Genomic DNA, 25,897 nt, shown 5'->3' with positions numbered 1-25,897 from the left:
CCCAAGGTAGGCGCCATAGGCCGTGGCGCCGCCGATGGGGTGGGGCCGCCCGGCTGTCACGGCGTGGCCGCGGCCGCCGCCTGGTAGGCCTCCTGCTGCTGCGCCTCGAAGTAGGTCCCGACGAGGTGTGGTCCCTCGTACCAGCTTGCGATGATGTCCGGCGCGATGGGGTCGCCGTCGAACCGGCTGGAGACCGCCGTCTGGATCCCCTCGCCCGTGAGCGGGTCGTACTCCTCGAACCAGGGGCCGCCGCTGGAGCCCGCGCTCAGGGCGCTGGCCAGTTGCGGGTCGAGGTACGGCCAGCCGCCCTGCCAGGCCGTCCCAGTGGTCTGGATCATCACCTTGCCGTCGTTCTCCCGCTGGTCCGATGCGGGCACCCCGTGGTTGATCGGGGCCGGCGGTGTCGAGTTGACCGGTACGCCGGGAGTGTTCCTGCTGGGGTGGTACCAGGCCCGGGTGTTGTCCTGGGGATATCCGATGACCGTGCGCTGCCCGGTGCGGGGCCGGTTGAAGGCCACCTGCTGCCCGCCGGTGACGTCCTCGATCCGCTGCGAGCTGCCGGGCTTCCTGACCGTGAGCGCCGCCATGTCCTGCCCGGCGGCGAAGAACGGTGCGGCGTTCCACGCGCCGGTGAGGAACACGTTGGTAACCGCCCAGACCCCGTGGGGCGCGATCTGCGCGTCCGGGTAGCCGTCCGGGTCGGCCGTCGCCTTGGCGTCCAGTGTCGTGCCGTCGAATCCCGGGATGAAGACGCCGTTGAGCATGATCTCCTCGGTGGAGAAGGGGATCTTGACGATGGCGCAGTGGCCCGCGGTCAGCACGACGCTCTTGTTGGCGCTGACCACGACGTTGCCCGAGCAGGTGGTCTTGATCTCCCCTTCGGGGGCCTCGGCGGTGTTGGTGGTCGACTTCAGGATGAACAGCTTGCCGACCGTCTTGGCTGACAGGCCGGTCTTCGGGGTGGGGCTGCTGAGCGCGTCGTCGTGGCCCGACGACACGGCGGACGGGGCATGGCCCTGGTCGTTGGCGAACTTGAGCGCGCCCAGGCCCCAGTAGTCGACGACCTGCTGCGCGGTCGCGGGCTGGCCGCCGACCTTCCAGTCGAGGGGTAACTGCGCGGCCGCCGCCGATGCCGGGGCGGTCATTCCGGCGACGGTCATGGACATGGCTGCGGCCACGACGGCCACCCTGCGTAGTGCTCTCACCCGTGCCTCCCGGAGGCAGAGACGGTGATGTCCGCCTCAGGGTAGGAATCGACGTCGGACGCCCGCTTCGTCGAACCTGACGAGGCGGTCCCTGGGGCTTTGGGCCACCTGCCCAACACGGAGGCGGCCGGCGACGGCCAGGAGCCCGCCAGCGAGCTCGCCCGCGCGACCGCCCGCCGCACCACTTCGGCTGCCTGTTCGTGGCGGGCGGCGAAGAAGGGGTGCAGCGTCTGCGCGGGCCCGGTGCTCTGTACGGCGGCCAACACGAATGCGGCGGAGATCGGCCCGGCGACCGGATCGGCGAACCCCCTTCGCACCAGCCCGACGCTGTAGCCGTGCTCGGCGAGGGTCGCCTGTCGTACGGCGTCGCGCACCCGGGCGCTGCGACCGCCGGGATGTCCGTCCAATGTCTACCTCAGTTGCGTTAGGGGAGATTCTTGTGCTAGCTTAAAGCTACAGCAGTTGCGATTGGAGTTTCCTCTGACCACACAGCTTTCCCTCCGGGCAGTCTCGAAGTCCTACGGCGAGCACCGCGTCCTTGACCAGCTCACCTTCAGCATCCGGCCCGGCGAGCGCGCCGGGATCGTCGGCGAGAACGGTTCCGGCAAGTCAACGCTGCTCAGGCTCATCGCCGGGGTGGACCAGCCAGACGACGGCGAGGTGACGGTGGTGGCCGCCGGCGGCGTCGGCTACCTGGGCCAGACCCTCAACCTGCCCGGCGACCACACCGTCCAGCAGGCCGTCGACGCCGCGCTGGCCGAGTTGCGCGCACTCGAGCGCGACATGCAGCGCGCCGCCGAGGAGCAGGACCTGACCCTGTACGGCGAGCTGCTCACCGCCTTCGAGGCCCGTGACGGATACGAGGCCGACGCCCGCGTCGACAAGGCCATGCACGGGCTCGGCCTGGCCCAGGTCGAGCGCTCGCGCGCGCTGTCGACCCTGTCAGGCGGCGAGCAGGCCCGGCTCGGACTGGCCTGCGTGCTGGCCGCCTCACCAGAGATCCTGCTGCTCGACGAGCCCACCAACCACCTGGACGAGGCGGCGCTCACCTGGCTGGAGGACCGGCTGCGCGCCCACAAGGGCACGGTGCTGGCGATCTCACACGACCGGACCTTCCTGGACCGGGTGGCCACGACGATCCTCGAGGTCGAAGGCGGCACGATCACCAGGTTCGGCGGCGGCTACACCGGATTCCTGACCGACAAGGCGGCCGCCCGGCAGCGCTGGGAGCAGACCTACGCCGCCTGGCGGGAGGAGGTTGAGCAGGTCAAGGAGTTCGCCGCGACCACGGCGCGCCGCGTCGCGCGGGGCCGCGAGATGAAGGACAACAACAAGATGGCCTACGACCGCAACGCCGGCCGCGTGCAGAGCTCGGTCGCCTCGCGGGTACGGCAAGCCACAGAACGCCTGCGCCGCCTGGAAGCCGACCCGGTACCGCGACCGCCCAAGCCTTTGTGTTTCCGCGGCAGGTTCGCGGGCGCCGGCACGCACGTCGACCACGGCAGGCTGCGGATCGAACCGGGCGACCGGTTGCTGATCACCGGGCCGAACGGCGCGGGCAAGTCGACGCTGCTGGCGGCCATCGCGGCCCAGGCCGGTCGGCGGGCAGGGTACCTCGCGCAGGAAGTCACCTTCGACCCCGAAAGAACGGTTATGGAGACCTACGGCAGAGACCCGGAAGCCCTGCTCGCGACGGGCCTGTTCCACCGCGAGGCGCTGCACCTCAAAGTCGGCGCACTGTCCGAGGGCCAGCGGCGGCGACTGGCGCTGGCCGAAGTGCTGGCGGGCGAACACGACCTGCTGCTGCTGGACGAACCCACCAACCACCTCTCGCTCACCCTGGTCGAGGAGCTCGAGCAGGCGCTCGGCGACTACCGGGGCACGCTCGTGGTGGTCACGCACGACCGGGCGCTACGGCGTCGCTTCACCGGTAAGGAGATCGCTCTTTCTTGTTGATCGACGGTCCCATGCGGCATCACCTGCGGCCCCGACGGCGCGCTCTGGTTCACCCTCGTCCATCAGGGCCGCATCCGCCGGGTGGGGAATCCACGCTGTTCCCTCTCGATCCGGCCGACGGTCAGCCCACGGTCATCGCCCCGGGACCGGACGGCGCAGCCTCTTAGGGTGCTGCGGCATGAGTCACCGGCACTCCTGTCCTGATGCCCCGGGCGAGTGTCGCGGCGTGATGCGTCCTGTGTGTCTGTGGAGCAGGGTGACTGCTTGTGTGACCGCGAGATCATGTGCCGTCCGGCCGCTCCGGACGGCCGTGATCGGGCCCGGGGAGACCACCCCCGCGAAGTAGGATCTTGTTCGTGAATCTGGACGACGTCGCCGCGCGGCTCGGCGTCCCCGTTGGGGAGGTCGAGCGCGTGCACCGGCTCGCCGACGACCCACCACCCGCGCCGCTGCCTGCCAAGACCGACGCCCCCGAACTGCTGGAACGGCTCGCCGTCCCGGCCGACGACGCCGCCGAGATCCTGGCCGGCTGGCCCGATCCCGGCTCGGAGCTGTGGACGCCGGAGCTGCGCTGGCTGCTCGACCGGGTCACCGCGCTGATCCGCGCCGACCTCGGCGGCCACGAGTGGCTGCCCCCGGGGCCGGAGCTGCCGCGCGAGCGCGGCCCGGCCTGGCGGCACCTGTACGTGTACGCGTTCCTGGCACTGGTCGACGTCGTCCGCGGCTACCACCGCGACCACGGCATCCCCGACGAGGTGTCGTGGGCGACGCTGGCCGACCTGGGCCGCAACCTGGCCGTCGACCGGCGCATGCGCGGCGAGGGCTGGCCGGTGATGCAGGCGTGGCTGACGCTGCACTGGCGTGGCGGGGTGTACGAGCTCGGCCGTCTGCAGTACCAGCGCGGCGACACGCTCGGCATCCACATCCCCGAGACCGGGCCGCTGGCGCCGGAGGCGGTCGACGCGTCGCTGGAGCAGGCGCGCGCGTTCTTCCCCCGGCACTTCCCCGCCGAGAAGCACACGAGGTTTTCGTGCGGGTCGTGGCTGCTGGACCTGCAGCTGGCGGAGTATCTGCCCGCCGACTCCAACATCGTCCGGTTCCAGCGGCGTTTCGAGCTGGAGCCGTACGAGCCGCCGGAAGGGATCGACCCCGACCTGGAGGCGCTGCGGTTCGTGTTCCGCACGCTGAGCACGCCGGTGGAGGAGCTGCCGCGCCGCACCGTGCTGCAGCGGGCGATCCTCGATCATTGGATGGCGGGCGGGCACTGGCGTTGGCGGCGGGGTTACTTCCCGGTCTGACGGGGTTGCCGTGGCCCGCGCGGCCGCGCCAGGGCGGCCGCGTCTTCACCCGGGAGGACGGCGCAGAACTCAAGCCGGACTGGGTCTCCGAACAATGCGAGCGGTTGGCCTTCGCGGCTGGGGTGCCGCCGATCCGTCTGCATGACCTCCGCCATGGCGCGGCCACCCTGTCTGGCAGCGGGCAACGACTTGAAGACGACGTCTTCGATGCTGCGCCACTCCAGCTTGTCGATCACGCCGGACATCTACACGTCCGTGCTGCCGGAGATGGCCCGGGTGACGGCCGAAGCGAGCGCGGCGCTGGTGCCGCGAAAAGCGTCGCGGAGGGAGTGTCCGCGACTGGCGTTCTCCCCGGCACCGTCTGGCCTCCCGGACCGTACGGCCCATTTTGCTGGCCTTGTCTAGCTTCCGCGGCAGTGATGCCGCGCATATGGTCAGGCATGAGCCATCGAGATCAACCTTCAAAATGAGGAATAAGCGTAACGAATCGATACATGACACCGGCTACCAAACCACACTGGCCAGCACAATAAGAGATCCAGCTGTATTTCTTGCCTTCCTGTCGAGATGCCCTTCCGGGCGCGAAGGAAGATGCTCACGATTCATTGTCCCCACCGTCAACGTTATCCGCCACTTCGCTTCGATCTCTTGATATTACAAAAGATGACGGAGCTTCAAGGCGCGCAATCAGAGCCGGTCGGCCCGCCGCCTGGCATGATCACGTCCATCACGTGCGACCGTGCCCCGGGACGTGTCGCCAGCCCCGGGGCGTTGCAGAGCGGCGGTCAGTGGCCTCGTCTCTTCAGGATCGGGCGCAGGACCTTCTCGTACGCGTCGGCGTACGTCGCCATGCCGAGGTCGCTCGGGTGCGAGCCGTCCACCAGTTCCTCAGGCCCGGGGAGCTTGTCGGCCGAGAGGTAGGAAAGACCTCTGACGCCGGAGCCGCGCAGGTTCGTGTAGGCCGTGTGCAGGGCGGCCGCGTTCTGTGCGTTGCGGGTGCGGCGGAACTCGACGAATTGGCCGTCCCCGTACCGGCGGTCCTCGACGAGCACGATGGGCGTGTCGGGGCGGGCCGCGCGCAGGATGCGGACGAAGGGCTCGGCGCGTTCCGCGATCTGCTGCGGATTCATGTTGGGGGAACTGTCGACCACGTAGACGGACGCGTCGAGTTCGGTGAGCAGTTCGGCGAGCTCGGGTTCCATGCGCGCGTTGCCGGAGAAGCCGAGGTTGATGGTGGGGACGTCGAAGCGGCGGCCCAGGAGCGCGGTGATGGACATGCCGGGTCTGGACGCCACGCCGCCCTGCATGATGGAGCTGCCGTAGAAGATGGCGGGTGGAGTGGTGCGCGGTGCGACTCCGAGGAACTTGGCGCCGGCCTGGACGCCGATCTCCAGCCGCTGCGGGCTGTTGTACAGCGGCAGGTAGGCGGTATAGAGGCGCTCTCCCGGGTCGACCGCGATGCCCATCTGCTGGTCGACGTTCTGCGCGTCCGGGTGCGTGTTGGCGAGCCAGGCGTCGCGTCCTTCCGGGGTGCGCGCGTACAGGTCCACGCCGCTGTGGCCGATGGCGGGCATGTGGTACATCGAGATGGTGGCGAGGCTGAGCTGGTAGCGGGCCCGGAAGATGGTCGAGTCGGTGACGAACCGGGTCAGGAGCCCCGAGGAGTTGCGGCTGCGCACCCAGACCGCGGGGGGTACGACGCCTTCGGCCTTGGCGGGGAGCCGGTCGTAGTAGGCCGCCGTGTCGGACCAACCTTTGCCTTCGACGCCCCAGTGCGAGACGTCGTACCAGGCGATGTCGCCCTCGATGCTGGGCGTCACCTCGACGAACTCGGTGGGCCACGCGGCGGGCGGGGGCGGGGGCGCGGCGTGCGCCGGCGTCGCTAACAGGCCGGGGACCGCGAGGGCGGCGCCGCCGGCGCCCGCGAGCCCGAAGAGATGACGTCGATTGACCGTGTAGTTGCCCATCGGTGCTCCTTTGTCGGAACGGTGCTGTTCAGGGCTGAGGCCGGTCGGGGGAAGGCGCGGGTCGGGCAGGGTGGTCATGCGTCGGCCCTGATGCGACGATGATCGGACCCGGCCTGACGATCGCGGCCAGCCGTGGGACGGAGGAGTGGCGGGGGCGTCGTCGCGCCCCGCCCTGGTTCACCGGGAAGGTCATGATTCTTCGGTGACTGTAAGAGTTGGTATACAAGTCGTCAATACCAATCCGTGGCCGTGACGTAAAATGCGGGAGAAGTGCGGGTGTCGCCGTGAAGGGGTTGGAGGGGGTGGACGTGAGCGACGCGGACGCTCGTCGCGGGCGCAAGCACAACATGGTCCGTGAGCGGATCATGAGCCTGCTCGAAGACCTCAACGTGGGAGATCCGATCCCGCCGGAACGCGTGCTCGAAGAGGACTGCGGCGTCTCCCGGCTCACAGTGCGGCGCGCCGTCGACGACCTGGTCAGGGACGGTCATCTCATCCGCAAGCAGGGCAGCGGCACCTACGTCGCGCGGCCCACGATCACCCAGTCGCCGACGGCGTCGTCGTTCTCGATGGGGCTGCGCCGGCGCGGCATCACGCCCTCGACCCGCGTCGTCGGCGTGGAGCGCTCCGACGCGGGCGTCCGCATGAGCTGGCGGCTGCAGATCGCGCCGTCCGACACGATCGTGACGATCCGCAGGCTGCGGCTGGCCGACGGCGACCCGATCGCGCTCGCCACCACGACGCTCCCCGACGCGCTGGTGCCCGGCCTGCCCGCCGAGGAGCTGGAGGAGAAGTCCCTCTACCAGCTGCTCTCCGACCGCTACGGCCTGAAGGTGGCGGCGGGCACGCAGACCATCGAGCCGACGGTGCTCAGCCAGGAGGAGTCGGTCGTGCTTGAGGCGCCGCCGTACTCTCCCGCGTTCCTCTTCAGGACCGCGACCCGCATGTCGGACGGCGTTCCGATCGAGTTCACCCAGACGTTGTTCCGCGGCGACCGCTACATGATCACATCGGAGCTGGACCTCACGTCGACCTCGGAGGAGGACCTCGGGCACCCCCGCGGAGTGACCCACAAGGCGACGTCTCTGGGATGACCATCGACCAATTGGTCTACAAGAGATATTGACAACTTGCGTCAACACATATCACCATTTCGTGCATCGTGACCTTGCGTCCCTTCCCGTGGGCGCATCGATCCGAAGGCGGTCACTCATGCACAAGTCCCTGTTACGAGTCGCCGCAGGCGCGCTCTCTCTCGCACTCCTCATGTTCGGGTCGGCCTGCGGATCAGGTGGCGACGACTCCGCATCGGGGTCCGGCGGCACGGTGACCTGGTACACGCCGATGCCCGAGGAACCCGCCCGGCGGCTGGCCGAGGCGTTCAAGGCCGAGTCGGGCATCGAGGTCGAGGTGCTGCGACAGAGCGCCGGCGAGCTCCTGGCACGGTTGAAGGCCGAGGCCGGCCGTCCCGCGGCCGACGTGATCGGCCTGGCCAGCGGGGACGCCGGACCGCTCGCCAAGGAGAAACTGATCCGGTCGTTCAAGCCCACGGTCGAGGGCATCGACCAGCGGTTCGTCGACCCCGAGGGCTACTGGCACGCCAACGAGCTCATCCTGATGACCGTCGGCGTCAACGCCGACCGGTGGAAGGAGGAGACCGGCGGCGCCCCGCTCCCGACGACGTGGGACGAGTTGCTGCGCCCCGACCTGAAGGGCCAGCTCGTCATGCCGAACCCCACGCTGTCCGGCACCGGGTACACGTTCGTGGCAACGCAGATCTTCCGCCACGGCGACGAGGCGGGCGCGTGGAAGTTCCTCGACGAGTTCCACAAGCTGATCGGCCAGTACACCGACAGCGGAGGAGCGCCGTCGCAGCTGGTCGCCACCGGCGAGTACGCCGCCGGTGTCTCCTTCGCCCACGACCTGCTCAACGTGCGCGGGGCCGGGTTCCCCATCGAGCTCGTCTACCCCAAGCCCACCGGCGTCGTCATCTCCGGCAACGCGCTCGTCCAGGGGTCGCCGAACCCCCAGGGCGGCGAGAAGTTCATCCAGTGGCTCCAGGGCAGGAAGGCGTCCCAGATGATCGTCGACCTCGTCCACTCCTACCCCGTGCGGAGCGACGTGGACCTGCCCGACGGCGCGCAGGGTCTCGCCGAGCTCGACCTGGTGGACTACGACCCGGTGCGCGCGGGCGAGATGCGCGACGCGGTGTCCAAGGAGTTCGCCAAGCGGTACGGGGTCTGATGCCCGTGCCCTCGACGACCCGGCAGACCGTCGTACCGGAAGTGCGGACGGAGCGGGCCCCCGGGACCGGGCCGGACTGGCAGCGGCGCAGCCGCAGGCGCCTGCTGGCAGACCGGATCACCGTGGGCACGCTCGTCGCCTACGTCGCCGGCCTGCTCCTCCTCCTCGTCCTCGTGCCGACGGTCGCCATGCTGTTCGAGCCCGACGGCGAGGCATGGAGCAGGCTCGCCGAGCCGCGCGTGGCGACGGCCGCGAAGAACACCGCCGTCATCGGCGTGGCCTCGACGCTGAGCGCCACCGTGGTCGGCTTCCTGTTCGCCTACGCCCTCAGCCGGCCCGACATGAAGGGCCGGGCCGTGCTGCGGGTGATGGCCCTGCTCCCGCTGATCTCGCCGCCGTTCGTCGTCGGCCTGGCGGTGCTGTTGCTGTTCGGGCGGCGGGGTCTGATCACGCACGAGCTGCTCGGGCTGGACATCAGCCTCCTCGGCCTCGGCGGGCTCTGGCTCGTCCAGACGCTCGCCTTCTTCCCCATGGCCACGCTGACCCTGCTGCCGACGCTGAAGAACATCGGCTCCACCCTGGAGTGGGCCAGCCGGGACCTCGGCTGGACGTGGTTTCAGACCTTCCGCCGGGTCACGCTGCCGCTGGCGTTCCCCACGATCCTGAACGCGCTGCTGCTCGTCGGCATGTTCGTCATCACCGACTTCGGCAACCCCGTCCTCATCGGCGCCGGGTACCAGGTGCTCTCGGTCGAGGCGTATGTGCAGGCGGTGGGCCGGCAGGACTTCGGGATGGCGGCCGTGCTGTGCGTGCTCTTGTTCGTACCGACGCTGATCCTCTTCCTGATCCAGCGCCGCGTCCTGGCGCGGCGTTCCGCCGTCACCGTGTCGGGGAAGACGGGGAGCCTGCCGCCCGCTCCGCTGCCCGCGGCGGTGCGGCGCGGGCTCCTCACCGTCCTCGGCCTGGTCAGCGTCCTGATGATCCTCATCTACGGGAGCATCATGGCCGGCTCGTTCACCCGGGCGTGGGGCGCGGACTGGAGCCTCACGCTGGACCACTGGCGAACGGCACTCCTGCGCGGTGACGACATCCGCAACTCCGCGCTGTTCTCCGCCACGGCAGCGATCATCACGACGATCAGCACGCTGGTCGCCGCATATGTCGTGCACCGCACGCGGGTCTTCGGCCGAGGCGTGCTGGACGGGCTCGCGGTGCTGCCGTCGGCGATCCCCGGGACGATGATCGGCATCTCGTGGCTGCTCACGTTCAACGAGCCGCCGATCGCCCTGACCGGCACCGCGCTGATCCTGGTGCTGGTCATGGTCGTGCGGGCCATCCCGGTCGGCTACCGCACCGCGGTGACCACCATCAACCAGATCAGCCCGTCGATCGACGAGGCCGCCACCGACCTCGGCGCCTCGCGCGCCCGGGTCATCGTCCAGATCATGTTCCCCCTGCTGGGCGGCGCGTTCACCACGTCGCTCGTGTTCGGGTTCCTCCACGCGATCAACACGCTGAGTGCCGTGATCTTCCTGACCTCGCCGGGCATCGGCCTGGGCGCGCCCACCATCGTCAACCTCGCCGAGTTCGGCCAGTGGGGCGCCGCGACCGGCGTCGCGGCCGGCCTGATGGTGGTCAGCTTCGCCGGGCTGGCCGTCGCGAAGCTCGCCCTCGGCTCCCGGCTGCGGCTCTACGACCTGTGACACCTGCTGACGGAGATTCCATGATCGAACTGAAGTCGTTGTGCAAGTCGTTCGACGGGGTGCCGGCCGTTCGCGACCTCGACCTCGTCGTCGGCCGCGGCGAATTCCTCTGCCTCCTCGGCTCCAGCGGGTGCGGCAAGAGCACCACGTTGCGGATGATCGCCGGGTTCATCCAGCCGGACAGCGGGAGCGTGCTCATCGACGGCGTGGACGTGTCCGGCTACGGGCCCGACGCGCGGCCGACGTCCATGGTGTTCCAGGACTACGCGATCTTCCCGCACCTCACCGTCGCGGAGAACATCGAGTTCGGGCTGAAGGCGCAGAAACTGGCCAAGGACGAGCGGGCCCGCCGTACCGGGGAGGCGCTCGACCTGGTCGGCCTCGCGGGACTCGGCGGCCGGCGACCGAACGAGCTCTCGGGCGGGCAGCAGCAGCGCGTCGCCGTCGCCCGGTCGCTGGCGATCCGGCCGTCGGTGCTGCTCATGGACGAGCCGCTGTCCAACCTCGACGCGAAGACCCGCATCCAGCTGCGCACCCAGCTGCGCGAGATCCAGCGCGACACCGGGACGACGATCGTCTACGTCACCCACGACCAGGAGGAGGCGCTGGCCCTGGGCGACCGGATCGCCGTCATGAAGGACGGCTCGCTCGAACAGCTCGGCAGCGGGCACGAGATCTACCTGGCCCCGTCCAACGGGTACGTCGCCGACTTCGTCGGCATCACGAACTGGCTGGCAGGGGAGTACGCCGGCGGGTCGGACGAGTCGTGGGAGGTGAACGTCGCCGGAGCGGTGCTCCCCACGACGCCCGCGAGCACGTCGTCTCCCGTCTCTCCCGGCGCGCCCGTCGACGTGTCCGTACGTCCCGAGGACGTGTCGCTCAGCTCGCTCGGCGAGGAGGACGCACCCGGTGCGGAGGCGCTGCGCGGGGTCGTCCGCGACGTGCAGTTCCTCGGCCCGGTCGTCCGCACCTACGTCGAGGCCGGAGGCTCCGTGGTGATCGTGCACTCGGCCCAGAGCGGCTGGTCGCCAGGAGCGAACGTCCGGCTGAGCATCGGCAAGGGCGCGGCGCGGGCGTTCCCCAGGGTCGAGGGCGGGTGGCGCCCACCGGAGGCCGCCGCCCGGCCCGTCGCCGCGGCCGCGGCGAGCTGACGGCATGGGCATCGCACACGAAGAGGCGGACCTGCGCGACCTGCTCGTCGAGCGGAGCCTGTCCGGCGGCATCAGGACCGTCCGCCGGCAGTCATTGGCGTACGCGCACAAGATGCTCGAAGGAGACGCCGACAACACCTTCGGCCTGGAGGACTGGCGTACCGCGTCCATCGACGAGGTCGTCACCGCCGTCGAGGCCGGCATCGGCGACCGCATCACGGACGGCGACCCCGAGCTTGGGTACATCGCGCCCGACCACACGCTGGCCGGCATCAGGGCGCACGCCGACGCCCTCGCCCCCTTCCTGCGGGACGGCGGCGGCACGGTGCTGCTGGCCACCGGGCACCCGACCGGGCTGCTCGACCACTACGCCGACCTGGCGCGCGCGTTGCGGAACGCGGGCAACAGGATCGTCCGCGTCCTCGACGACCACCGGCTCGACCGCGCCGTCGGGGCTCACGCCGCCGGCGAGACGGGGATCCGGTTCTTCGGCGGGGTCGCGTGCGCCTTCCACGACGAGGCGATCCTGCACACCCACCGGCCTGACCACATGGAGGCCATGATCGCCGCGGTGATCGCCGGCGGCGTGCGGATCGATCTCGTCATCGCCGACCACGGCATGGCGGGCGCGGCGATCGCGGCCGGCCTGCACACGCTGTCGATCGCCGACGCCAACGACGTCGCTCTGTTCCTGGCGCGCGCCAGGGGACGGCACGAGCACGTCCTGCCGATCGAGGACAACTTCACGCCCGCCGAGTTCGCGCCGGTGACCGCGTACATGCTCCGGCGCGCGACCGGTATCGCTGTTTGAGGAGGATGGTCATGTCCCGTCACGGTTTGATGCGATGGAAAGTCCCCTCTGCCCTGTTATCAGCGGCTCTCGCCCTGGTCCTGACCGGGCCGGCATACGCGGGGACGCCGACGCCCGCCGCCGCGGTGGTCCTCGACGGCCGCACCGAGACCTACCGCGAGACCCAGCCGGTCGCTCCCGGCGTCGAGCTGAGCACGGTCGAGCTGTACGGGCCCGACGGCGCCACCGGGGAGCCCGGCTGGCTGCAGACGTACCAGATGTCCGTCGACCTCAAGGCCGGCGTGCGGATCGGGCGGCTGTTCCCCGGCCAGGTCGCCGCGCGGCGGCCGCTGCTCGACATGGCGCGAGAAGCGGGCGCCATCGCGGCGACGAACGCCGACTACTTCGACATCGCCGCCTCCGGCGCGCCTTGGGGCGTGGCCATCCAGGAGGGAGAGCTGCTGCAGTCGCCGCTGCCCAACACCAAGGCGACCCAGACGGACCAGACCGCGGTGATGTTCTCCGAGGACCAGGTCGGCGCCATCGGCGAGATCGTCTTCGAGGGCACCGTCAAGCTGCCCGGCAGGACCGTCCCGCTGGACGCGCTCAACAAGGCCGAGCTGCTCAAGGACCAGATCGGGATGTTCACCCCGGTCTGGGGCACGTACTGCCGCTGCCATCCGGTCAGGGGCGTCGCGCGGACCATCGAGGTGGTCGTGCGCGACGGCGTCGTGGCCGAGGTGGTGGACGTTCCCCGCGAGGGCGCGATCGCCGACGGCGCGTTCGTGCTGGTGGGACGCGAGGCCGGTGCCGACGCGCTGTCCTCGCTGCGGGTCGGCGACCCGGTCTCCGTGGACTATGCCGTACGGGCTCCCGGCGACATGAAGGTCAAGGCGGCCGTGAGCGGACGTCAGCTCATCGTCGCGGACGGCAAGCCGCTCGAACTGCCGCCGGAGAACAACACGCCGGAGCCCAGGACCGCCGTCGGATTCTCGGCCGACGGGACCAAGATGTGGCTGGTCGCAGTGGATGGCCGGCAACCCGAGTTCTCCCGCGGTATCGGGCTGAACGAGCTGGCCAAGATGATGGCCGACCTGGGCGCCCACAGCGCGCTCAACCTCGACGGCGGCGGCTCGACGACACTCGTCGTGCGCGAACCCGGCCAGAAGCAGGCCGACCTCGTCAACCGGCCGTCCGACGCGGCGGGCACCCGTCCCGTACCGACCGGGCTGGCCATGTTCCTGCCCAAGGGCAGCGGCAAGGCCAAGGGCTTCTGGGTCAGCACGGCGACGGAACGCGACCGATTCCCCGGGCCCGAGGCCGCCGCGTCGTGGCGTACCGAGCGGGTCTTCCCCGGACTGACCCGCCGGCTGACGGCGGCCGCGTACGACGAGACGTACGGTCCCGCCGGCGTGCCGCGCAAGATCAAGCCGCAGTGGCGGGTCAAGAACAGCCGGATCGGCCGGGTAGACCGCGACGGCGTCTTCCGCGCGCTGTCGTCCGGTGAGACGACCGTGACGGCCCGGCACGGCAAGGCCGCCGGAGACATCGACCTCACCGTGCTGGGCCGGCTGGCCCGCCTGGAGACCGACACCCGCCGCATCAACTTGCTGAACCAGGGCGCCCAGGGAACCTTCGAGGTCGACGGCTCGGACTCCGCCGGGTACGCGGCCCCCATCGACCCCGCCGACGTCCACCTCACCTACGACAAGGCGGCGCTGGACTTGACCGCGACCGGCACCGGCGCGTTCACCGTCACCGCGCGGGCCGCCGAGGGCGAGCACGTCGTCACGGTGTCCGCCGGCGGCGTGCGGACCGAGCTGGTCGTCGGCATCGGGACGTCCCAGGACGTCGTGGACACCTTCGACGACACCTCGAACTGGAACTTCTGGAGCCTGCGCGCCGCCGGCACCGCCTCCTCCACCCCTGACGGACACGTCGGGAACGGGCTGAAGCTGGACTACGACTTCACCCAGAGCACCGAGACGCGCGGCGTCGGCATCTGGCCGTCCGCCAACCTCCTCCCGGTGGCCGGCCAGCCGACGGCGTTCAAGCTGTGGGTGAAGTCCGAAGGCCACGACCAGCGGACCCGCCTGGAGGTCGTCGACCGCAACGGCACCCTGCACACGATCGAACCCGCCTTCATCACCGAACCCGGATGGCAGCAGATCACGTACGACCTGCCGGACACCATGGCGTACCCCGTGAGCCTGCGCCGCATATTCTTCAACGAGATCAACCCTGACGCCCGCTACACCGGCACCCTGGTCCTGGACGAACTGACCGCCGTAGCCGCCGGCTGACGTCCGGGCGCGGCACCTCTGGTGCCGCGCCCGGTGACGGCCCGCCATCGGTGCGATAGTCCGAATCAGTGTGCAGGGTAGTGTCAGGGCTTCGCGCGTTCTGACATTCCTGCAGGTAGGTGAGTCGTAGGCAGGCCGGACCGTGTCGAAACTACCGTGCTGAAGCGGTAGTGTCCGGGACTGCCGGTCCCCCACGTGGAGCCTGACGACCAGGCGCCGGACGATCCACGCCGCGAAATACCTGTCTGATCCCTCCTACCGCCGGCGGATCGGACGGCAGCTGAACAAGGGCGAGAGAGCCTGCAAACTGGCTCCGGACCTGTCCTTGTCCGAGGAAGCGCTGCTGCCCGGCCCGGGCGGCTATGCGTTGCTTTACCGGCGGGAGAACGGCAACCGCGTGCTGGACGTCGTCGAGCTCAAGCAGCACGGTCAGGCTGCCCGCGTCCGCGCCTTCTACGAACACCAACAGCGGTAGCGTCAGATAAAACGATCTTTCAGCGCTCTGCGCCGTAGGCACCGACGGCGCACTTCCAGGAATCAGCGATTGAGCGACGGTGTTGTCAGGGCCAGCGCCGTGCCGGGATTGTGCTGCGCGCATGCCATGCGGTGATCAACTGTAGGGCCTTTGAGCAGACCACAGAGGAGATATCACCGATGGTCAGTGTCAGTATGGAGACGCCCGAACAGACCGAAGAGCGTCTGCGCCGTGTGATCGCCCAGGCCGACGTCCTCGTGCACGACGGCGTCTGGTGCTTCGAAGAGTTCCCGGTCGACCAGCCGCCGGCGCTCACCAGCGACACACTGGCCGTGGTCCGCGACGACCAGAGCTGGAGCCGTCTGGTCCCGCTGACCCAAGACCATGAACATGTTGAACACTTCGGGATCTTCTCCTTTCACTTCCCAGCCGAGCTCGACAACAGCGGGTTCGTCGGATGGCTGGCCGGCCGACTCAAGGTGAGGCTGGGGACCGGGGTATTCGTCATCTGCGGGAGCAACCGCGCCCGCGGCGGCATCTATGACTATTGGGGTTGCCCGATCGACCTGCTCGACGAAGCCATCGCCGTCGTCAAGGCACTACGCGCCGGCTGACCCATGGCCCCGGCCGACATCGGTCCATCAACGATGTGGAATCACATGTGCAGGTTCTCTCGCGCTCTCGCGATCGGCTGTCCGTAAGAGGTTCGCTCAACGAGACACGCCGCACTGCCGGTCCGCGAAGACGCGACCTGCGGAAACGCTGTCTCAGATAGGTGGTCCGCGAAACTGTCCGGTGATGGGGGCTGAACGGTCCCTTTCGGGGCGGGAGAACTGATCGGCTACGCCAGATGCTCCACCGTCCTGCAAGATCCCACCGCCCGACGCGAGATCCTCACCGGTCTCGGCGTCGCGGGCGACCGGATCTGTCTCGACGAGGGACTCACCGGAACCAACCGCGCCCGCCCCGGCCTCGACCAAGCCCTCGCGGCCGTACGCGCCGGCGACACCCTGGTGGTCCCGAAACTCGACCGGCTCGCACGCTCGGCCCCCGACGCCCGCGACATCGGCGACACCCTGGTCGCCCAGCGGGTCCGCCTGTCTCTGGGCGGAAGCATGGGCGGCGGCCGAAGCGAGCGCGGCGCTGGTGCCGCGAAAAGCGTCGCGGAGGGAGTGTCCCCGACTGGGGGTCTCCCCTCGGTCCCCCCAGCACCATCCCCAAGGGTGCCGCTGTCGAGCCCGTCGAATACCCGCAGGTCATAGCCTCGGGATAAGCGCGCCCTGCAGGATTCGAACCTGCGACCGTCGGATTAGAAGTCCGGTGCTCTATCCAGCTGAGCTAAGGGCGCTCTCGCCTTATTGTGCATGATCCGGCGACGTGCCATGTACACGATTTCCCCCGTGTCCGCCCGGACCCGTCACGTCCTGGAGCAACGGTGCCCTCGTCGGAGCGGGCCGGCCGGGCGCCGGGGAAGCCGAGATCGTCGGGCGGAGCGCGTATCGGCTGGGTCGGCCGGGAACGGTGCTGGGTGGTCAGGGTTTGCGGGCGAGGACGAGGTGGCATCGGGGGGTGCCGTCGTCGCGGGTGCCCAGTGCCGTCAGGGGGACGGTCGTGACGCTGAAGCCGGTGGTCGTCAGTTCGTCGTGGATCGTGGGAAGGGGGCAGGTGCGGTAGTACATGACGAAGGGCGGGCGCCAGACGGCGTTGCGGACGCGCATGGCGAGGTCGAAGCCGAGCATTCCCCAGTACAGGCCGGAGGTGACGGGCGGCGGGGCGGGGATCGGGAAGGCGAAGAGGCCCTCGGGGCGGAGTGCGCGGTGGACTCCGGCGAAGAGGGCTGGACGCTCGGCGGGCAGGAAGTGGCCGAGCGCGCCGAAGGTGACCGCCAGGTCGAAGGAGGCCGTGAACGGCAGGGCTCGGGCGTCTGCCTGGACCCATGTGGCGTCGGGGTGCGCGTGGCGGGCCTGGGCGAGCATGCCGGTGCTGAAGTCGACGCCGGTGAGCTTTTCCCGGCACAGGGGCCGCAGGACTCGCATGGCGGCGCCGGTGCCGCAGCACACGTCGAGCCCGTGCTCGAAGGGGCCGAGTGGGCGCAGGGCGTCGGCGGTGGCGTCGAGGATGCCGTCGCGGGTGCGGAAGGGCGTGTGGTCGAATTTGGGGGCGAGCAGGTCGTAGCCGCGCTCGACCGAGGACAGCGCCTGCACCATCAGTTCGGGCAGCGACGGGCCATGGGGCGAGAACACCGGTCAAGGCTACGCTCCGATGCCCTTCGCGAACGAGAGTTCTGTTGGGGTCGCGCGTTCCAGGAACCATACGAAGCTCAAGGGGCCGTACGACGCTCAAGGGGCCGTACGAAGAGGTGACGCTGGTTCAGCGGCGCGGGTCGATGTGGATCTTCGGTCCGACACCTGCGGGGCGAGGGTCCACGCCGGTGGGGCGAGGGTCGACACCTGTGGGGCGAGGGTCGATGCCGGTGGGGCGGTCTCCGGTAGCCGTCGTGCCCTCCCCCGCGCCGGTCGGCCGGTCCCCCGCCAGCACCCCCGCCGTGTCCCCCAGCCCGACCGTAGCCGCCACCAGCGGCCCAGGATCCACGGAGCCGTCGGCGTAGGCGGTGATCGCCCCGGCCAGCCCGGCCGAGCCGCCCAGGATCCCCACGGCGGTGACGTCCTTGAGTACGAGGTCGCGGGTGTCGAGGGTGGACGGGGTGCCGGCCAGGCCGATGTAGACGACGCGGCGGCCGGGTTCGACGAGCCGGACCGCGAGGGCGGGGAGGTCGGGTGCGTTGGCGGCGTCGACGACGGCGTCCCAGGGAAGGGACGGCAGGGACGGCAGGGTCCAGGCGCCGGTGACGCCGAGGGTCTCGGCGAGGCGCAGGCCGGGTTCTTCGCGGCCGAGGACGTGGACGTCAATGCCGTACGCCCGCGCGAAGAGCGCCACCAGCAGGCCGATGGTGCCCGTCCCGAGCACCAGGAGGCGTTCGCCGGGCGAGAGGGCGGCGGCGCGGACGGCCCGGAGGGCGTTGCCGCCGGGTTCGACGAGGGCGCCGAGGGTGGGGTCCACGGTGTCGGGCAGCGGGTGCAGGGCGGTGGCGGGCACGGCGAGGCGTTCGGCCAGCGCGCCGGGGCGGCCCCGGCTGATGCCGATCTCGGCCAGGTCGGCGCAGACGTGGTGGCGGCCGGCCCGGCAGCGGTCGCAGTGGCCGCAGCCGAGCATGGTGTCGCCGGTGACGCGGCGGCCGAGCCAGTCGCGGGACACGCCGTCGCCGACGGCGGTGACGCGGCCGCACCATTCGTGGCCGGGGCGTAACGGGTACCAGGACCGGCCGGTGCGCAGGTAGCTCATGTGGCCGGTGAACAGTTCGGCGTCGGTGCCGCACACGCCGGCCCGTTCGACGTCGACGATCACCTCGCCGGGTGCGGCGGTGGGCGGCTCGACCTCCTGGACCTCGGCCGTGCCTGGGCCGGTGAGCACCAGGGCGCGCACTACCGGGGCCCCGCGACCCGCTGGCGCTGGCTGCCGAGGCGGTCGATGCCGAGCTCCATGACGTCGCCCGGCTGGAGCCAGATCTGCGGGTCGTGGCCCATGCCGACGCCGGGCGGGGTGCCGGTGTTGATCAGGTCGCCGGGCTCCAGGACCATGAACTGGCTCAGGTGGTGCACGATGACGTACGGGTCGAAGATCATGGTCCTGGTGGTGCCGGTCTGGCGGCGGACGCCGTTGACGTCCAGCCACATGCCGAGGTCGCGCACGTCGGGGATCTCGTCGGGGGTGACGAGCCACGGTCCGGCCGGGTTGAACGTCTCGGCCGACTTGCCCTTGCTCCACTGGCCGCCGCGTTCCATCTGGAAGGCGCGTTCGCTGACGTCGTTGACGACGCAGTAGCCGGCGATGGCGTCGCGGGCCTCCTCGACCGAGCCGAGGTAGGAGGTGCGGCGGCCGATGACGACGCCGAGCTCGACCTCCCAGTCGGTCTTGGTGGCGCCTCGCGGGATGCGGACGTCGTCGTACGGTCCGACGAGGGTGTTGGGCGACTTGGTGAACAGGATGGGCTCGTCGGGCACGGCCTGGCCGGTCTCGGCAGCGTGGTCGCTGTAGTTGAGCCCGATGCAGAGGATCTGGTGCGGGCGGGCGATCGGGGCGCCGATCCGTTCCCCCGCGAAAGCGCGCGGGCTGCCTTCGGCGACGCGGTCGGCGAGCAGGGCGGCGCCGCCGCGGGCGAAGAACCGTTCGTCGAAGTCGGGGGTGACGTCGGAGACGTCGATGTAGTGGGTCTCGTCCACGCGGACGACGGGCTTCTCGGCGCCTGGCGCGCCGATGCGCATGAGCTGCACGTGTCGTTCTCCGTTGCTGGAGGCGCTCACTGGGGGGCGGGCGCCGGTCGGCCTCTCAGGTATAGCGGATCCCGCCGCCGAACCGGTCAGGGGTCAACGGCAACCCGCGGCCGACATCTCACTGCTCGGGTGAGCCCGATCAGGAACCGTCGTCGGCCGTCGCGCGGCCGTGCTCGCTCAGCCGGGTGGCGAGCTGCTTGCGCACGGGACCGTAGTGGGCCTCGATCGCCGCCTGGAAGGCCGGCACGTCGCGCCGGCGCGCGGCCGTCACGATGGCCGCGTGCGCCTCGACGGTCTCCCTGCCCTCCTCGGTGGACGGCGCGAGCAGCGGCGCGACCATGCTGTGGACGTCCCAGAACGCCCCGGTGAGCTGCTGCACGAGGTCGAGGTTGAGCGGCTCCATGAGCAGCAGGTGGAAGGCCCGGTCCTGCTCGACGAAGCTCTCTCCCCGGTCGGCCAGCTCGCGCATCTCGGTGACCAGCGTGGTCAGGGCCTCGAAGTGGGAGTCGCGCAGGGCCGCCAGGAGGGAGGCGGCCAGGCCTTGCTCGAGGAGCTGGCGGATGCCGATCACCTCGCCGAGCACCGCGAAGTCGTCGTGGCTGCTCAGCTGGGCGCGGAAGGCCAGGCTCTCCACGAGCGCCACCAGCGACAGGTGGCCGACGTACATGCCGTGGCCGTGCCGCACCTCGACGATGTCGAGGGCGCTCAGCGTCTTGATCGCCTCGCGCACGCTGGAGCGGCTCGCGCCCAGCCGTTCGCAGAGCACGGTCTCGGTGGGCAGCGGGTCGCCGGGCTTCAGGTGGTTCTGCAGGATGAACGCCTTGATCTGCTCCGTCACCGCCTGCCGCCGCAACGCATACCGGCCCGGACCGGGGCCAGGGAAATCCAGCGCCATCTCTTGCCTTTCCCGCGATGCCGTCTTAGGCGTTCACCCAAGCATAAGACGTCAGACGTCCTATGCTTTGCGCTCCCTTGGGGTGCGCATGGAACGATTCTGCCCGAACCATGGAGGTCACGCCCCAGCCCTCGTCACCTCGGCCGCGAACCACCGGGTGATCGTGGTCGGGTGGGTGATGGCCGTGCCGACCACCACGGCGTGCGCGCCCGCCTCGACCGCCGCGGCGGCCTGTCCGGCGGTGTGGACGCGCCCCTCGGCGATCACCGGGACGGGCAGCTCGGCGGCCAGCGCGGCGACCAGCTCCAGGTCCGGCTCGGGTCCCGGGCGCGAGTACGGCGTGTATCCCGACAGCGTCGTCCCGACGACGTCCGCACCCGCCTCGGCCGCCACGAGTCCTTCCTCGTACGTGGAGACGTCCGCCATGACCAGCTTGCCGGTGCGGTCGCGCACGGCGCTGACCGTCTCGGCGAGCGTCCGGCCGTCGGGCCGGGGCCTGCCGGTGGCGTCGATGGCCACGACGTCGGCGCCGGTGGCGGCCACGGCCAGCGCGTGCTCCAGGGTCGGCGTGATGAAGACGTCTCCGTCGCCGTCCTTCCACAGGCCGATGAGCGGCAGGTCCAGCGCCGCCCGGATGCGCCGCAGGTCCTCCAGGCCCTGGGCCCGGATGCCGGCGGCGCCGCCCGCCGCGACTGCCTGGGCCATCCGGCACATCGTGTCGGGGTCGCGCATCGGCTCGCCCGGGTAGGCCTGGCACGAGACGATGAGCCGGCCGCGTACGGCGTCCAGCACGGGGTTCACAGGTCCTCCTCGACGGGGTCCGGGGCGGCGGCGCGGGCCAGTCTGGCCGCGCCGAGCAGGGCGGCGGTCCCGCCGAGCGCGGCAGGCTCGACCGGGACGCCGCGCAGGGCCGGCAGCGCGTCGGCGGCGACGGCGGCGCGCAGCGGCCGCCACCACGCCTCACCGCATCCGGCGACACCGCCCCCGATCACCACGATCTCCGGGTCGATGACGTTCATCAGCCCGCCGATGAGCGAGCCGAGCGCGGCCCCGCCCTCGGCCAGCACGCCCGCGGCCACCGGATCCCCGGCCTCGGCCAGCCGGGCCACCTCGGCCAGGTCCGCGGCCGCCGCTCCGCTCCTGCTGCGGTACTCCCGCAGCAGCGCGGGGCCCGAGGCGACCGCCTCCACGTGTCCCTGGCCGCCGCACGGGCAGGGCACGCCGGCCGCCGCGGCCACGGACACGTGACCGGCGTGCCCGGCCACCGCGTGCGCGCCGTGCCGGACCCGGCCGCCGAGCACGACCGAGGCGCCGACGCCGGTGCCGACCGCGACCAGGAGGACGTCCGACCGGCCGGCCGCGGCGCCGCGCCACTGCTCGCCGAGCGCGTGCGCGTGCACGTCGTTGTCGACCGCCACCGGCAGCCCGAGCCTGCGGGATAGCTCGCCGCGCAGGTCCGTCCCGGCCCATCCGGCGAGCGCGTCGGTGGCGGAGACCACCACGCCGCGCCGCGGGTCGATGACCCCGGCGCTGCCCACGCCGACCGCGGTGACGATCCCCCGGCGGCCGTCGAGCGAGCGGACGAGCTCGGCGGCGGTGCCGAGGATCGCCTCAGGGCCGCCGCCGGCGGGAGTGGGCCGGGTCGCGGTGGCCAGCACGGCGCCGGTCCTGTCGACCACGCCGGCCGCGGTCTTCGTACCGCCGATGTCCAGGCCGACGACGAGGCTCACAGCAGCCCGGCCTCCTCCAGGTGGACGGCGACGGCGCGGCTCTCCTCGGCGGTCAGCTCGCGCATGGGCGCGGCGACGGCGGCGTGGCCGATGACGCCGCGCAGCGCGAGCGCGGTCTTGAACGCGCCGACGCCGCGCGTGCTGCCGCCCGCGGTCGCCGGGGACGCGGCGTCCACGATGCGGAAGAGCCGGGTCAGCCGGTCCTGCTCCGCCTTCGCGTCGGCCCAGCGCCCCTCGGCGCAGGCCCGCAGCAGCCGTACGTACCCGTGCGGGTCGACGTTGCCCAGCCCCGGCACGGCGCCGTCGGCCCCGGCGAGCATCATCGCGTCGACCACGACCTCGTGCCCGGTCAGCGCCGAGAACCCGGCGATGCCCTCGGCGCCCAGCACCACCTGGCGGAAGCCGACGTCGTCGCCGCTGGAGTCCTTCAGCCCGTCGACGACCCCGTCGGCGGCCAGCGACAGCACGAGGTCGGTGGTGAGCTTGGTGTGCACCGACACCGGCACGTCGTAGGCCAGGAGCGGCAGGTCCACGGCCGACCTGACGGCGCGGAAGTGCCGGTCCACCTCGACCGGGTGGATGCGGGCGTAGAAGGGGGCGGTCACCACGACGGCGTCCGCGCCGAGCTTCGCGGCGATCTCGGCCCGCTCGATCACCCGGCCGGTGGTCGTCTCGATGCAGCCGGCGAGCACGGGCACCCGGCCCGCGGCCGTCCGGGCCACGACCTCCAGCGCCTTGTCGCGCCGGGCGTCGGTGAGGAAGACCGCCTCGCCGGAGCTGCCGAGGGCGAACAGGCCGCTGACCCCCGCCTCGATCAGGAACTCGACCAGGCGCTCCAGGGACGCGGCGTCGACCTCGCCGTCCGGCGTCAAAGGGGTGACGACCGGAGGGATGACGCCGCCGAAGCGGGGCTCGCGGGGACTCAAAGGAGACTCCTTACGGGTGATTCGGGGTGGATGCAGTGCCAGGAGTGCTCGTCCTCACCCTCCGCACGGGTGGCGGGCGGGAACTCCCGCGCGCACTCGTCGGTGGCCTTCCAGCAGCGGGTGCGGAACGGGCAGCCGGACGGCGGATGGGTGGCCGACGGGACCGGGCCGGTGAGCACGATCCGCTCGGTGTCGTCGAGCAGGCTGGGCGTGGCCGAGAACAGCGCCCGCGTGTACGGGTGACGGGCCTCGCCCGCCACGGCGGCGACGGGGCCTTCCTCCACGACGCGGCCGAGGTACATCACCGCGATCCGGTCGGCGAGGTAGCGGACCGTCTGGATGTCGTGGGAGATGAACACCAGGCCGAGCCCCAGGCTCGTGCGCAGGTCGAGGAGGAGGTTGAGCACCTGGGCGCGGACGGAGACGTCCAGCGCGCTGGTGGGCTCGTCGGCGACGATCACGTCGGGTTCCAGGGTCAGCGCCCGGGCCACGGCGACCCGCTGGCGCTGACCGCCGGACAGCTGGCCCGGCAGCGCCTCGGCCACGTGGCCCGGCAGCCCGACCAGGTCGAGCAGGTCGCGCACGCGTTCCTCGCGCTGCTTGACCGTGCCGCGCCGGTGCACGTCGAGGGGGTCGCGCAGGATGCGGCGCACCGGCAGGCGGGGGTTCAGCGCGGTGGAGGCGTCCTGGAAGACCATGGCCACCCCGGCGCCGAACTCCCGGCGGCGGCGCGCGGCAGGCAGGGACCACAGGTCCTCGCCGCGGAAGCGCACCGTGCCCGAGGTGGGCGCCTGGAGGCCGACCACGACCTTGGCCAGGGTGGACTTGCCGCATCCCGACTCGCCGACCACGCCGAGGATCTCGCCCCGGCCGACGGAGACGGTGGCGTCGGTGAGGGCGTGCACCTTGTCCCGGCGCACCAGCCCGCCGCTGCGGGCGGTGTGCACCACGTGCACGTTCTCGAGGCTGACGACTGGCTCGTTCACAGGTGTCCCCCTCCGGGATGGAAGCAGGCCCGCGCGTGCTTGTGCGAGTCGCCGGTCAGCTGCGGCGGGGCGGTGCGGCAGGTCGCGTCGGCCGCCACGCACCGGCCGGCGAAACGGCAGCCGGGACCGAAGTCCTGCGGCGCCGGGACCACGCCGGGCACCTGGTGGAGCCGCTTGGCCCCGCTCTCCAGGGAGAGCACCGAGCCGAGCAGGCCCCGGGCGTAGCGGTGCTCCGCGCCGGAGAACAGGGAGCCCGTGGTGCCGATCTCGGCGAGCTGTCCCGCGTACATCACGGCGATGCGGTGCACGAGCTGGCCGACGAGGCCGAGGTCGTGGGAGACCAGCAGCATCGCGAAGCCGAGCTCGTCGCGCAGCTTGACCAGCAGCTCCACCACCTGGGCCTGCACGGTCACGTCGAGCGCCGTGGTGGGCTCGTCGGCGACCAGCAGCCGGGGGCCGCGCGAGAGCGCCATGGCGATCAGCACCCGCTGGCGCTGCCCGCCGGACAGCTCGTGCGGGTAGCTGCGCTGGGTGCGGTGGGGGTCCAGGCCCACCAGGTCCAGGAGCTCCTCGGGGGTGCGGGTGCCGCCTCTGCGGGTGAGCTGGCGCAGCTGGGTGCCGACGAGGATCGACGGGTTCAGCGACGACATGGCGTCCTGGTAGACCATGGCGATCTCCGGGCCGGAGATCGCCCGCCGCTCGCGTGGCGGCAGGCGCAGGATGTCGCGGCCGTCGTAGACGATCCGGCCGCTGACCTCGGCGGCCCTGGGCAGCAGGCCCATGATCGCGAGACTGGTCAGGCTCTTGCCGCAGCCGGACTCGCCGACCAGGCCGAGCGTCTCGCCCACCCGTACGTCGAAGGACAGCGACTGGACGACCGGGACGTCACCGTACCGCTGGGGGAAGCGGATGGTCAGGTCCTCGACCGACAGCAGCGGCGCGGCCTCGGGCGGCAGCGGCGGGACGCGGGGCGGGCGCTCGGCCGCCACGGCGGCGAGCCGGGCGAGCGCGTCGCCGGTCTCGGCGCTCTCCTCCGCGAGCACGGCCGCGGCCTGCTCCGCCTCGGCCGGCGCGGCGGTCCGCCGGGCAGAGCGGGGCGCGGCCCAGGCGTCGGTGAGCCCTTCGGCGAGCAGGTTGAGCGCGAGGACGGTGAGCAGGATGGCCAGGCCAGGGAAGAACGTGGCCCACCAGCCGCCCGCCAGGACGATCTGACGTCCGTACGCCAGGACGTTGCCCCAGCTCGGCGCCGGGTCCTGGATGCCGGCCCCGATGAAGGAGAGGCTGGCCTCGAAGATGATCGCGTCGGCGACCAGCACGGTGGCGAACACCATGATGGGCGCGGCGCAGTTGACGGCGACGTGTTTGACGAGGATGTGCCGCTGGGACGCGCCGATGACCTTCTCGGCGGCGACGTAGTCCTCGCCGTACTGCGCCAGGACGTTGGCCCGTACCACCCGGGTGAGCTGCGGCACGTACAGGAAGGCGATGGTGCCGATCAGGACCGGGAGATGGCGGCCGAACACGGCCACCAGCACCGCCGCGAGCGCGATCCCCGGGAACGCCATGATGACGTCGAGGACCCGCATGATGCCCTCGCTGACGGTCTTGCGCGAGGTGGCGGCGAGGCTGCCGAGCACCGCGCCGACCGCGACGGCGAGCGCGGTGGCGCCCAGGCCGATGAGGAGGGAGGATCGCGCGCCGTGCGCGACCCGGGCGAAGACGTCGCGCCCGGCCCGGTCGGTGCCGAGCCAGTGGTCGGCGCCGGGCGGGGTGGCGGGCGTGCCGGTCGCCAGCGGGTCGCCGGTGAACAACGGCGCCAGCACGGCGAAGAGCCCGATCGCCACCAGCACGGCGAGGGAGACGGCGGTGACCGGCGAGAGGCTGCGGAAGCGGATGCCGGGGCGGGACAACCGTGCGGTCAGACCTGATCTGAACAT

The 25,897-nt window shown here is 71.3% G+C and carries 24 protein-coding genes, 1 tRNA gene and 1 pseudogene; 12 read left to right on the top strand and 14 right to left on the bottom strand.

Features of this window, described 5'->3' with window-relative positions; translation table 11 throughout:
* Positions 1-56: 56 nt before the first annotated feature.
* Together ACGFI7_RS20740 and ACGFI7_RS20735 are read right to left on the bottom strand one after the other, a co-directional pair.
* Positions 57-1,205 carry a trypsin-like serine peptidase gene (locus tag ACGFI7_RS20740; protein WP_393406655.1) on the bottom strand — a complete coding sequence of 383 codons (1,149 nt, stop codon included), beginning with the start codon at positions 1,203-1,205 and terminating at the stop codon, positions 57-59.
* The gene (locus tag ACGFI7_RS20735; protein WP_393406653.1) at positions 1,202-1,612 is read right to left on the bottom strand and encodes a hypothetical protein; all 411 of its coding nucleotides are present in this window, start codon (positions 1,610-1,612) and stop codon (positions 1,202-1,204) included. Before ACGFI7_RS20735 ends, ACGFI7_RS20740 begins: the two co-directional genes overlap by 4 nt.
* A 73-nt stretch (positions 1,613-1,685) precedes the next feature.
* On the opposite strand from ACGFI7_RS20735, the gene ACGFI7_RS20730 reads away from it, so the two are divergent.
* Both ACGFI7_RS20730 and ACGFI7_RS20725 read left to right on the top strand, forming a co-directional pair.
* The gene (locus ACGFI7_RS20730; RefSeq protein WP_393407148.1) at positions 1,686-3,161 is read left to right on the top strand and encodes an ABC-F family ATP-binding cassette domain-containing protein; all 1,476 of its coding nucleotides are present in this window, start codon (positions 1,686-1,688) and stop codon (positions 3,159-3,161) included.
* 356 nt (positions 3,162-3,517) lie between these two features.
* Complete coding sequence (locus ACGFI7_RS20725) at positions 3,518-4,459, top strand: acyltransferase domain-containing protein (RefSeq protein ID WP_393406650.1); 942 nt, start codon at positions 3,518-3,520, stop codon at positions 4,457-4,459.
* Here ACGFI7_RS20725 and ACGFI7_RS20720 read toward each other — a convergent pair.
* Together ACGFI7_RS20720 and ACGFI7_RS20715 are read right to left on the bottom strand one after the other, a co-directional pair.
* Complete coding sequence (locus ACGFI7_RS20720) at positions 4,444-4,704, bottom strand: hypothetical protein (protein ID WP_393406648.1); 261 nt, start codon at positions 4,702-4,704, stop codon at positions 4,444-4,446. The genes ACGFI7_RS20725 and ACGFI7_RS20720 overlap by 16 nt on opposite strands.
* Positions 4,705-5,244: 540 nt before the next feature.
* On the bottom strand, positions 5,245-6,426 hold the full coding sequence (locus ACGFI7_RS20715) for an SGNH/GDSL hydrolase family protein (RefSeq protein WP_393406646.1): 1,182 nt from the start codon (positions 6,424-6,426) through the stop codon (positions 5,245-5,247).
* 284 nt (positions 6,427-6,710) lie between these two features.
* On the opposite strand from ACGFI7_RS20715, the gene ACGFI7_RS20710 reads away from it, so the two are divergent.
* The 10 genes and pseudogenes from ACGFI7_RS20710 to ACGFI7_RS20665 all read left to right on the top strand — a co-directional run bounded on the left by ACGFI7_RS20710 (position 6,711) and on the right by ACGFI7_RS20665 (position 16,354).
* Positions 6,711-7,520 carry a GntR family transcriptional regulator gene (locus ACGFI7_RS20710; RefSeq protein WP_393406644.1) on the top strand — a complete coding sequence of 270 codons (810 nt, stop codon included), beginning with the start codon at positions 6,711-6,713 and terminating at the stop codon, positions 7,518-7,520.
* 118 nt (positions 7,521-7,638) lie between these two features.
* The gene (locus ACGFI7_RS20705; RefSeq protein ID WP_393406641.1) at positions 7,639-8,670 is read left to right on the top strand and encodes an ABC transporter substrate-binding protein; all 1,032 of its coding nucleotides are present in this window, start codon (positions 7,639-7,641) and stop codon (positions 8,668-8,670) included.
* 5 nt (positions 8,671-8,675) lie between these two features.
* On the top strand, positions 8,676-10,373 hold the full coding sequence (locus tag ACGFI7_RS20700; RefSeq protein WP_393406638.1) for an ABC transporter permease: 1,698 nt from the start codon (positions 8,676-8,678) through the stop codon (positions 10,371-10,373).
* Positions 10,374-10,393: 20 nt separating this feature from the next.
* A complete protein-coding gene (locus ACGFI7_RS20695; protein ID WP_393406636.1) occupies positions 10,394-11,524 on the top strand; it encodes an ABC transporter ATP-binding protein in 1,131 nt (376 codons plus the stop codon).
* A gap of 4 nt (positions 11,525-11,528) precedes the next feature.
* On the top strand, positions 11,529-12,335 hold the full coding sequence (locus ACGFI7_RS20690) for a phosphatase (RefSeq protein ID WP_393406634.1): 807 nt from the start codon (positions 11,529-11,531) through the stop codon (positions 12,333-12,335).
* 29 nt (positions 12,336-12,364) lie between these two features.
* Positions 12,365-14,617, top strand: coding sequence for a phosphodiester glycosidase family protein (locus ACGFI7_RS20685; protein WP_393406633.1), 2,253 nt, complete (start codon positions 12,365-12,367; stop codon positions 14,615-14,617).
* 202 nt (positions 14,618-14,819) lie between these two features.
* Positions 14,820-14,921 (top strand): annotated as a pseudogene (locus ACGFI7_RS20680) (Tn3 family transposase); the annotation flags it as partial.
* Positions 14,922-14,942: 21 nt separating this feature from the next.
* Complete coding sequence (locus tag ACGFI7_RS20675) at positions 14,943-15,092, top strand: hypothetical protein (RefSeq protein WP_393406631.1); 150 nt, start codon at positions 14,943-14,945, stop codon at positions 15,090-15,092.
* Between the two features lie 179 nt (positions 15,093-15,271).
* Entirely contained in the window at positions 15,272-15,706 is a 435-nt protein-coding gene (locus ACGFI7_RS20670) for a DUF6196 family protein (protein ID WP_393406629.1), read from the top strand.
* 219 nt (positions 15,707-15,925) lie between these two features.
* Positions 15,926-16,354 (top strand): recombinase family protein, encoded by a 429-nt coding sequence (locus tag ACGFI7_RS20665; RefSeq protein WP_393407145.1) that lies wholly within the window; start codon positions 15,926-15,928, stop codon positions 16,352-16,354.
* 12 nt (positions 16,355-16,366) lie between these two features.
* Here the strand turns inward: ACGFI7_RS20665 and ACGFI7_RS20660 are convergent.
* The 10 genes from ACGFI7_RS20660 to ACGFI7_RS20615 all read right to left on the bottom strand — a co-directional run bounded on the left by ACGFI7_RS20660 (position 16,367) and on the right by ACGFI7_RS20615 (position 25,897).
* Positions 16,367-16,440, bottom strand: a tRNA-Arg gene (locus tag ACGFI7_RS20660).
* 184 nt (positions 16,441-16,624) lie between these two features.
* Positions 16,625-17,335, bottom strand: coding sequence for a class I SAM-dependent methyltransferase (locus tag ACGFI7_RS20655; RefSeq protein ID WP_393406626.1), 711 nt, complete (start codon positions 17,333-17,335; stop codon positions 16,625-16,627).
* A gap of 127 nt (positions 17,336-17,462) precedes the next feature.
* On the bottom strand, positions 17,463-18,575 hold the full coding sequence (locus ACGFI7_RS20650; RefSeq protein ID WP_393406624.1) for a zinc-binding dehydrogenase: 1,113 nt from the start codon (positions 18,573-18,575) through the stop codon (positions 17,463-17,465).
* A complete protein-coding gene (locus ACGFI7_RS20645) occupies positions 18,575-19,423 on the bottom strand; it encodes a fumarylacetoacetate hydrolase family protein (protein ID WP_393406621.1) in 849 nt (282 codons plus the stop codon). The genes ACGFI7_RS20650 and ACGFI7_RS20645 overlap by 1 nt, the downstream gene beginning before the upstream one ends.
* Positions 19,424-19,562: 139 nt before the next feature.
* The gene (locus ACGFI7_RS20640; protein WP_393406619.1) at positions 19,563-20,261 is read right to left on the bottom strand and encodes a FadR/GntR family transcriptional regulator; all 699 of its coding nucleotides are present in this window, start codon (positions 20,259-20,261) and stop codon (positions 19,563-19,565) included.
* A 174-nt stretch (positions 20,262-20,435) separates the two neighbouring features.
* Positions 20,436-21,119 (bottom strand): N-acetylmannosamine-6-phosphate 2-epimerase, encoded by a 684-nt coding sequence (locus ACGFI7_RS20635; RefSeq protein ID WP_393406616.1) that lies wholly within the window; start codon positions 21,117-21,119, stop codon positions 20,436-20,438.
* The gene (locus tag ACGFI7_RS20630) at positions 21,116-22,048 is read right to left on the bottom strand and encodes an ROK family protein (protein WP_393406614.1); all 933 of its coding nucleotides are present in this window, start codon (positions 22,046-22,048) and stop codon (positions 21,116-21,118) included. Before ACGFI7_RS20630 ends, ACGFI7_RS20635 begins: the two co-directional genes overlap by 4 nt.
* Entirely contained in the window at positions 22,045-22,974 is a 930-nt protein-coding gene (locus tag ACGFI7_RS20625; RefSeq protein ID WP_393406611.1) for a dihydrodipicolinate synthase family protein, read from the bottom strand. Before ACGFI7_RS20625 ends, ACGFI7_RS20630 begins: the two co-directional genes overlap by 4 nt.
* Entirely contained in the window at positions 22,971-23,960 is a 990-nt protein-coding gene (locus ACGFI7_RS20620; RefSeq protein WP_393406609.1) for an oligopeptide/dipeptide ABC transporter ATP-binding protein, read from the bottom strand. The genes ACGFI7_RS20625 and ACGFI7_RS20620 overlap by 4 nt, the downstream gene beginning before the upstream one ends.
* Complete coding sequence (locus ACGFI7_RS20615) at positions 23,957-25,897, bottom strand: dipeptide/oligopeptide/nickel ABC transporter permease/ATP-binding protein (protein WP_393406606.1); 1,941 nt, start codon at positions 25,895-25,897, stop codon at positions 23,957-23,959. The genes ACGFI7_RS20620 and ACGFI7_RS20615 overlap by 4 nt, the downstream gene beginning before the upstream one ends.

This window comes from Nonomuraea sp. NPDC048826 (assembly GCF_043198225.1).
Lineage (GTDB): Bacteria > Actinomycetota > Actinomycetes > Streptosporangiales > Streptosporangiaceae > Nonomuraea.
This window is presented reverse-complemented; position numbering and strand designations above follow the sequence as displayed.

Coding starts and splice junctions, on each gene's coding strand:
- ACGFI7_RS20695 (WP_393406636.1), top strand. CDS start 10,394: ATGATCGAACTGAAGTCGTTGTGCAAGTCGTTCGACGGGGTGCCGGCC.
- ACGFI7_RS20715 (WP_393406646.1), bottom strand. CDS start 6,426: ATGGGCAACTACACGGTCAATCGACGTCATCTCTTCGGGCTCGCGGGC.
- ACGFI7_RS20670 (WP_393406629.1), top strand. CDS start 15,272: ATGGTCAGTGTCAGTATGGAGACGCCCGAACAGACCGAAGAGCGTCTG.
- ACGFI7_RS20705 (WP_393406641.1), top strand. CDS start 7,639: ATGCACAAGTCCCTGTTACGAGTCGCCGCAGGCGCGCTCTCTCTCGCA.
- ACGFI7_RS20720 (WP_393406648.1), bottom strand. CDS start 4,704: ATGTCCGGCGTGATCGACAAGCTGGAGTGGCGCAGCATCGAAGACGTC.
- ACGFI7_RS20615 (WP_393406606.1), bottom strand. CDS start 25,897: ATGTTCAGATCAGGTCTGACCGCACGGTTGTCCCGCCCCGGCATCCGC.
- ACGFI7_RS20685 (WP_393406633.1), top strand. CDS start 12,365: ATGCGATGGAAAGTCCCCTCTGCCCTGTTATCAGCGGCTCTCGCCCTG.
- ACGFI7_RS20690 (WP_393406634.1), top strand. CDS start 11,529: ATGGGCATCGCACACGAAGAGGCGGACCTGCGCGACCTGCTCGTCGAG.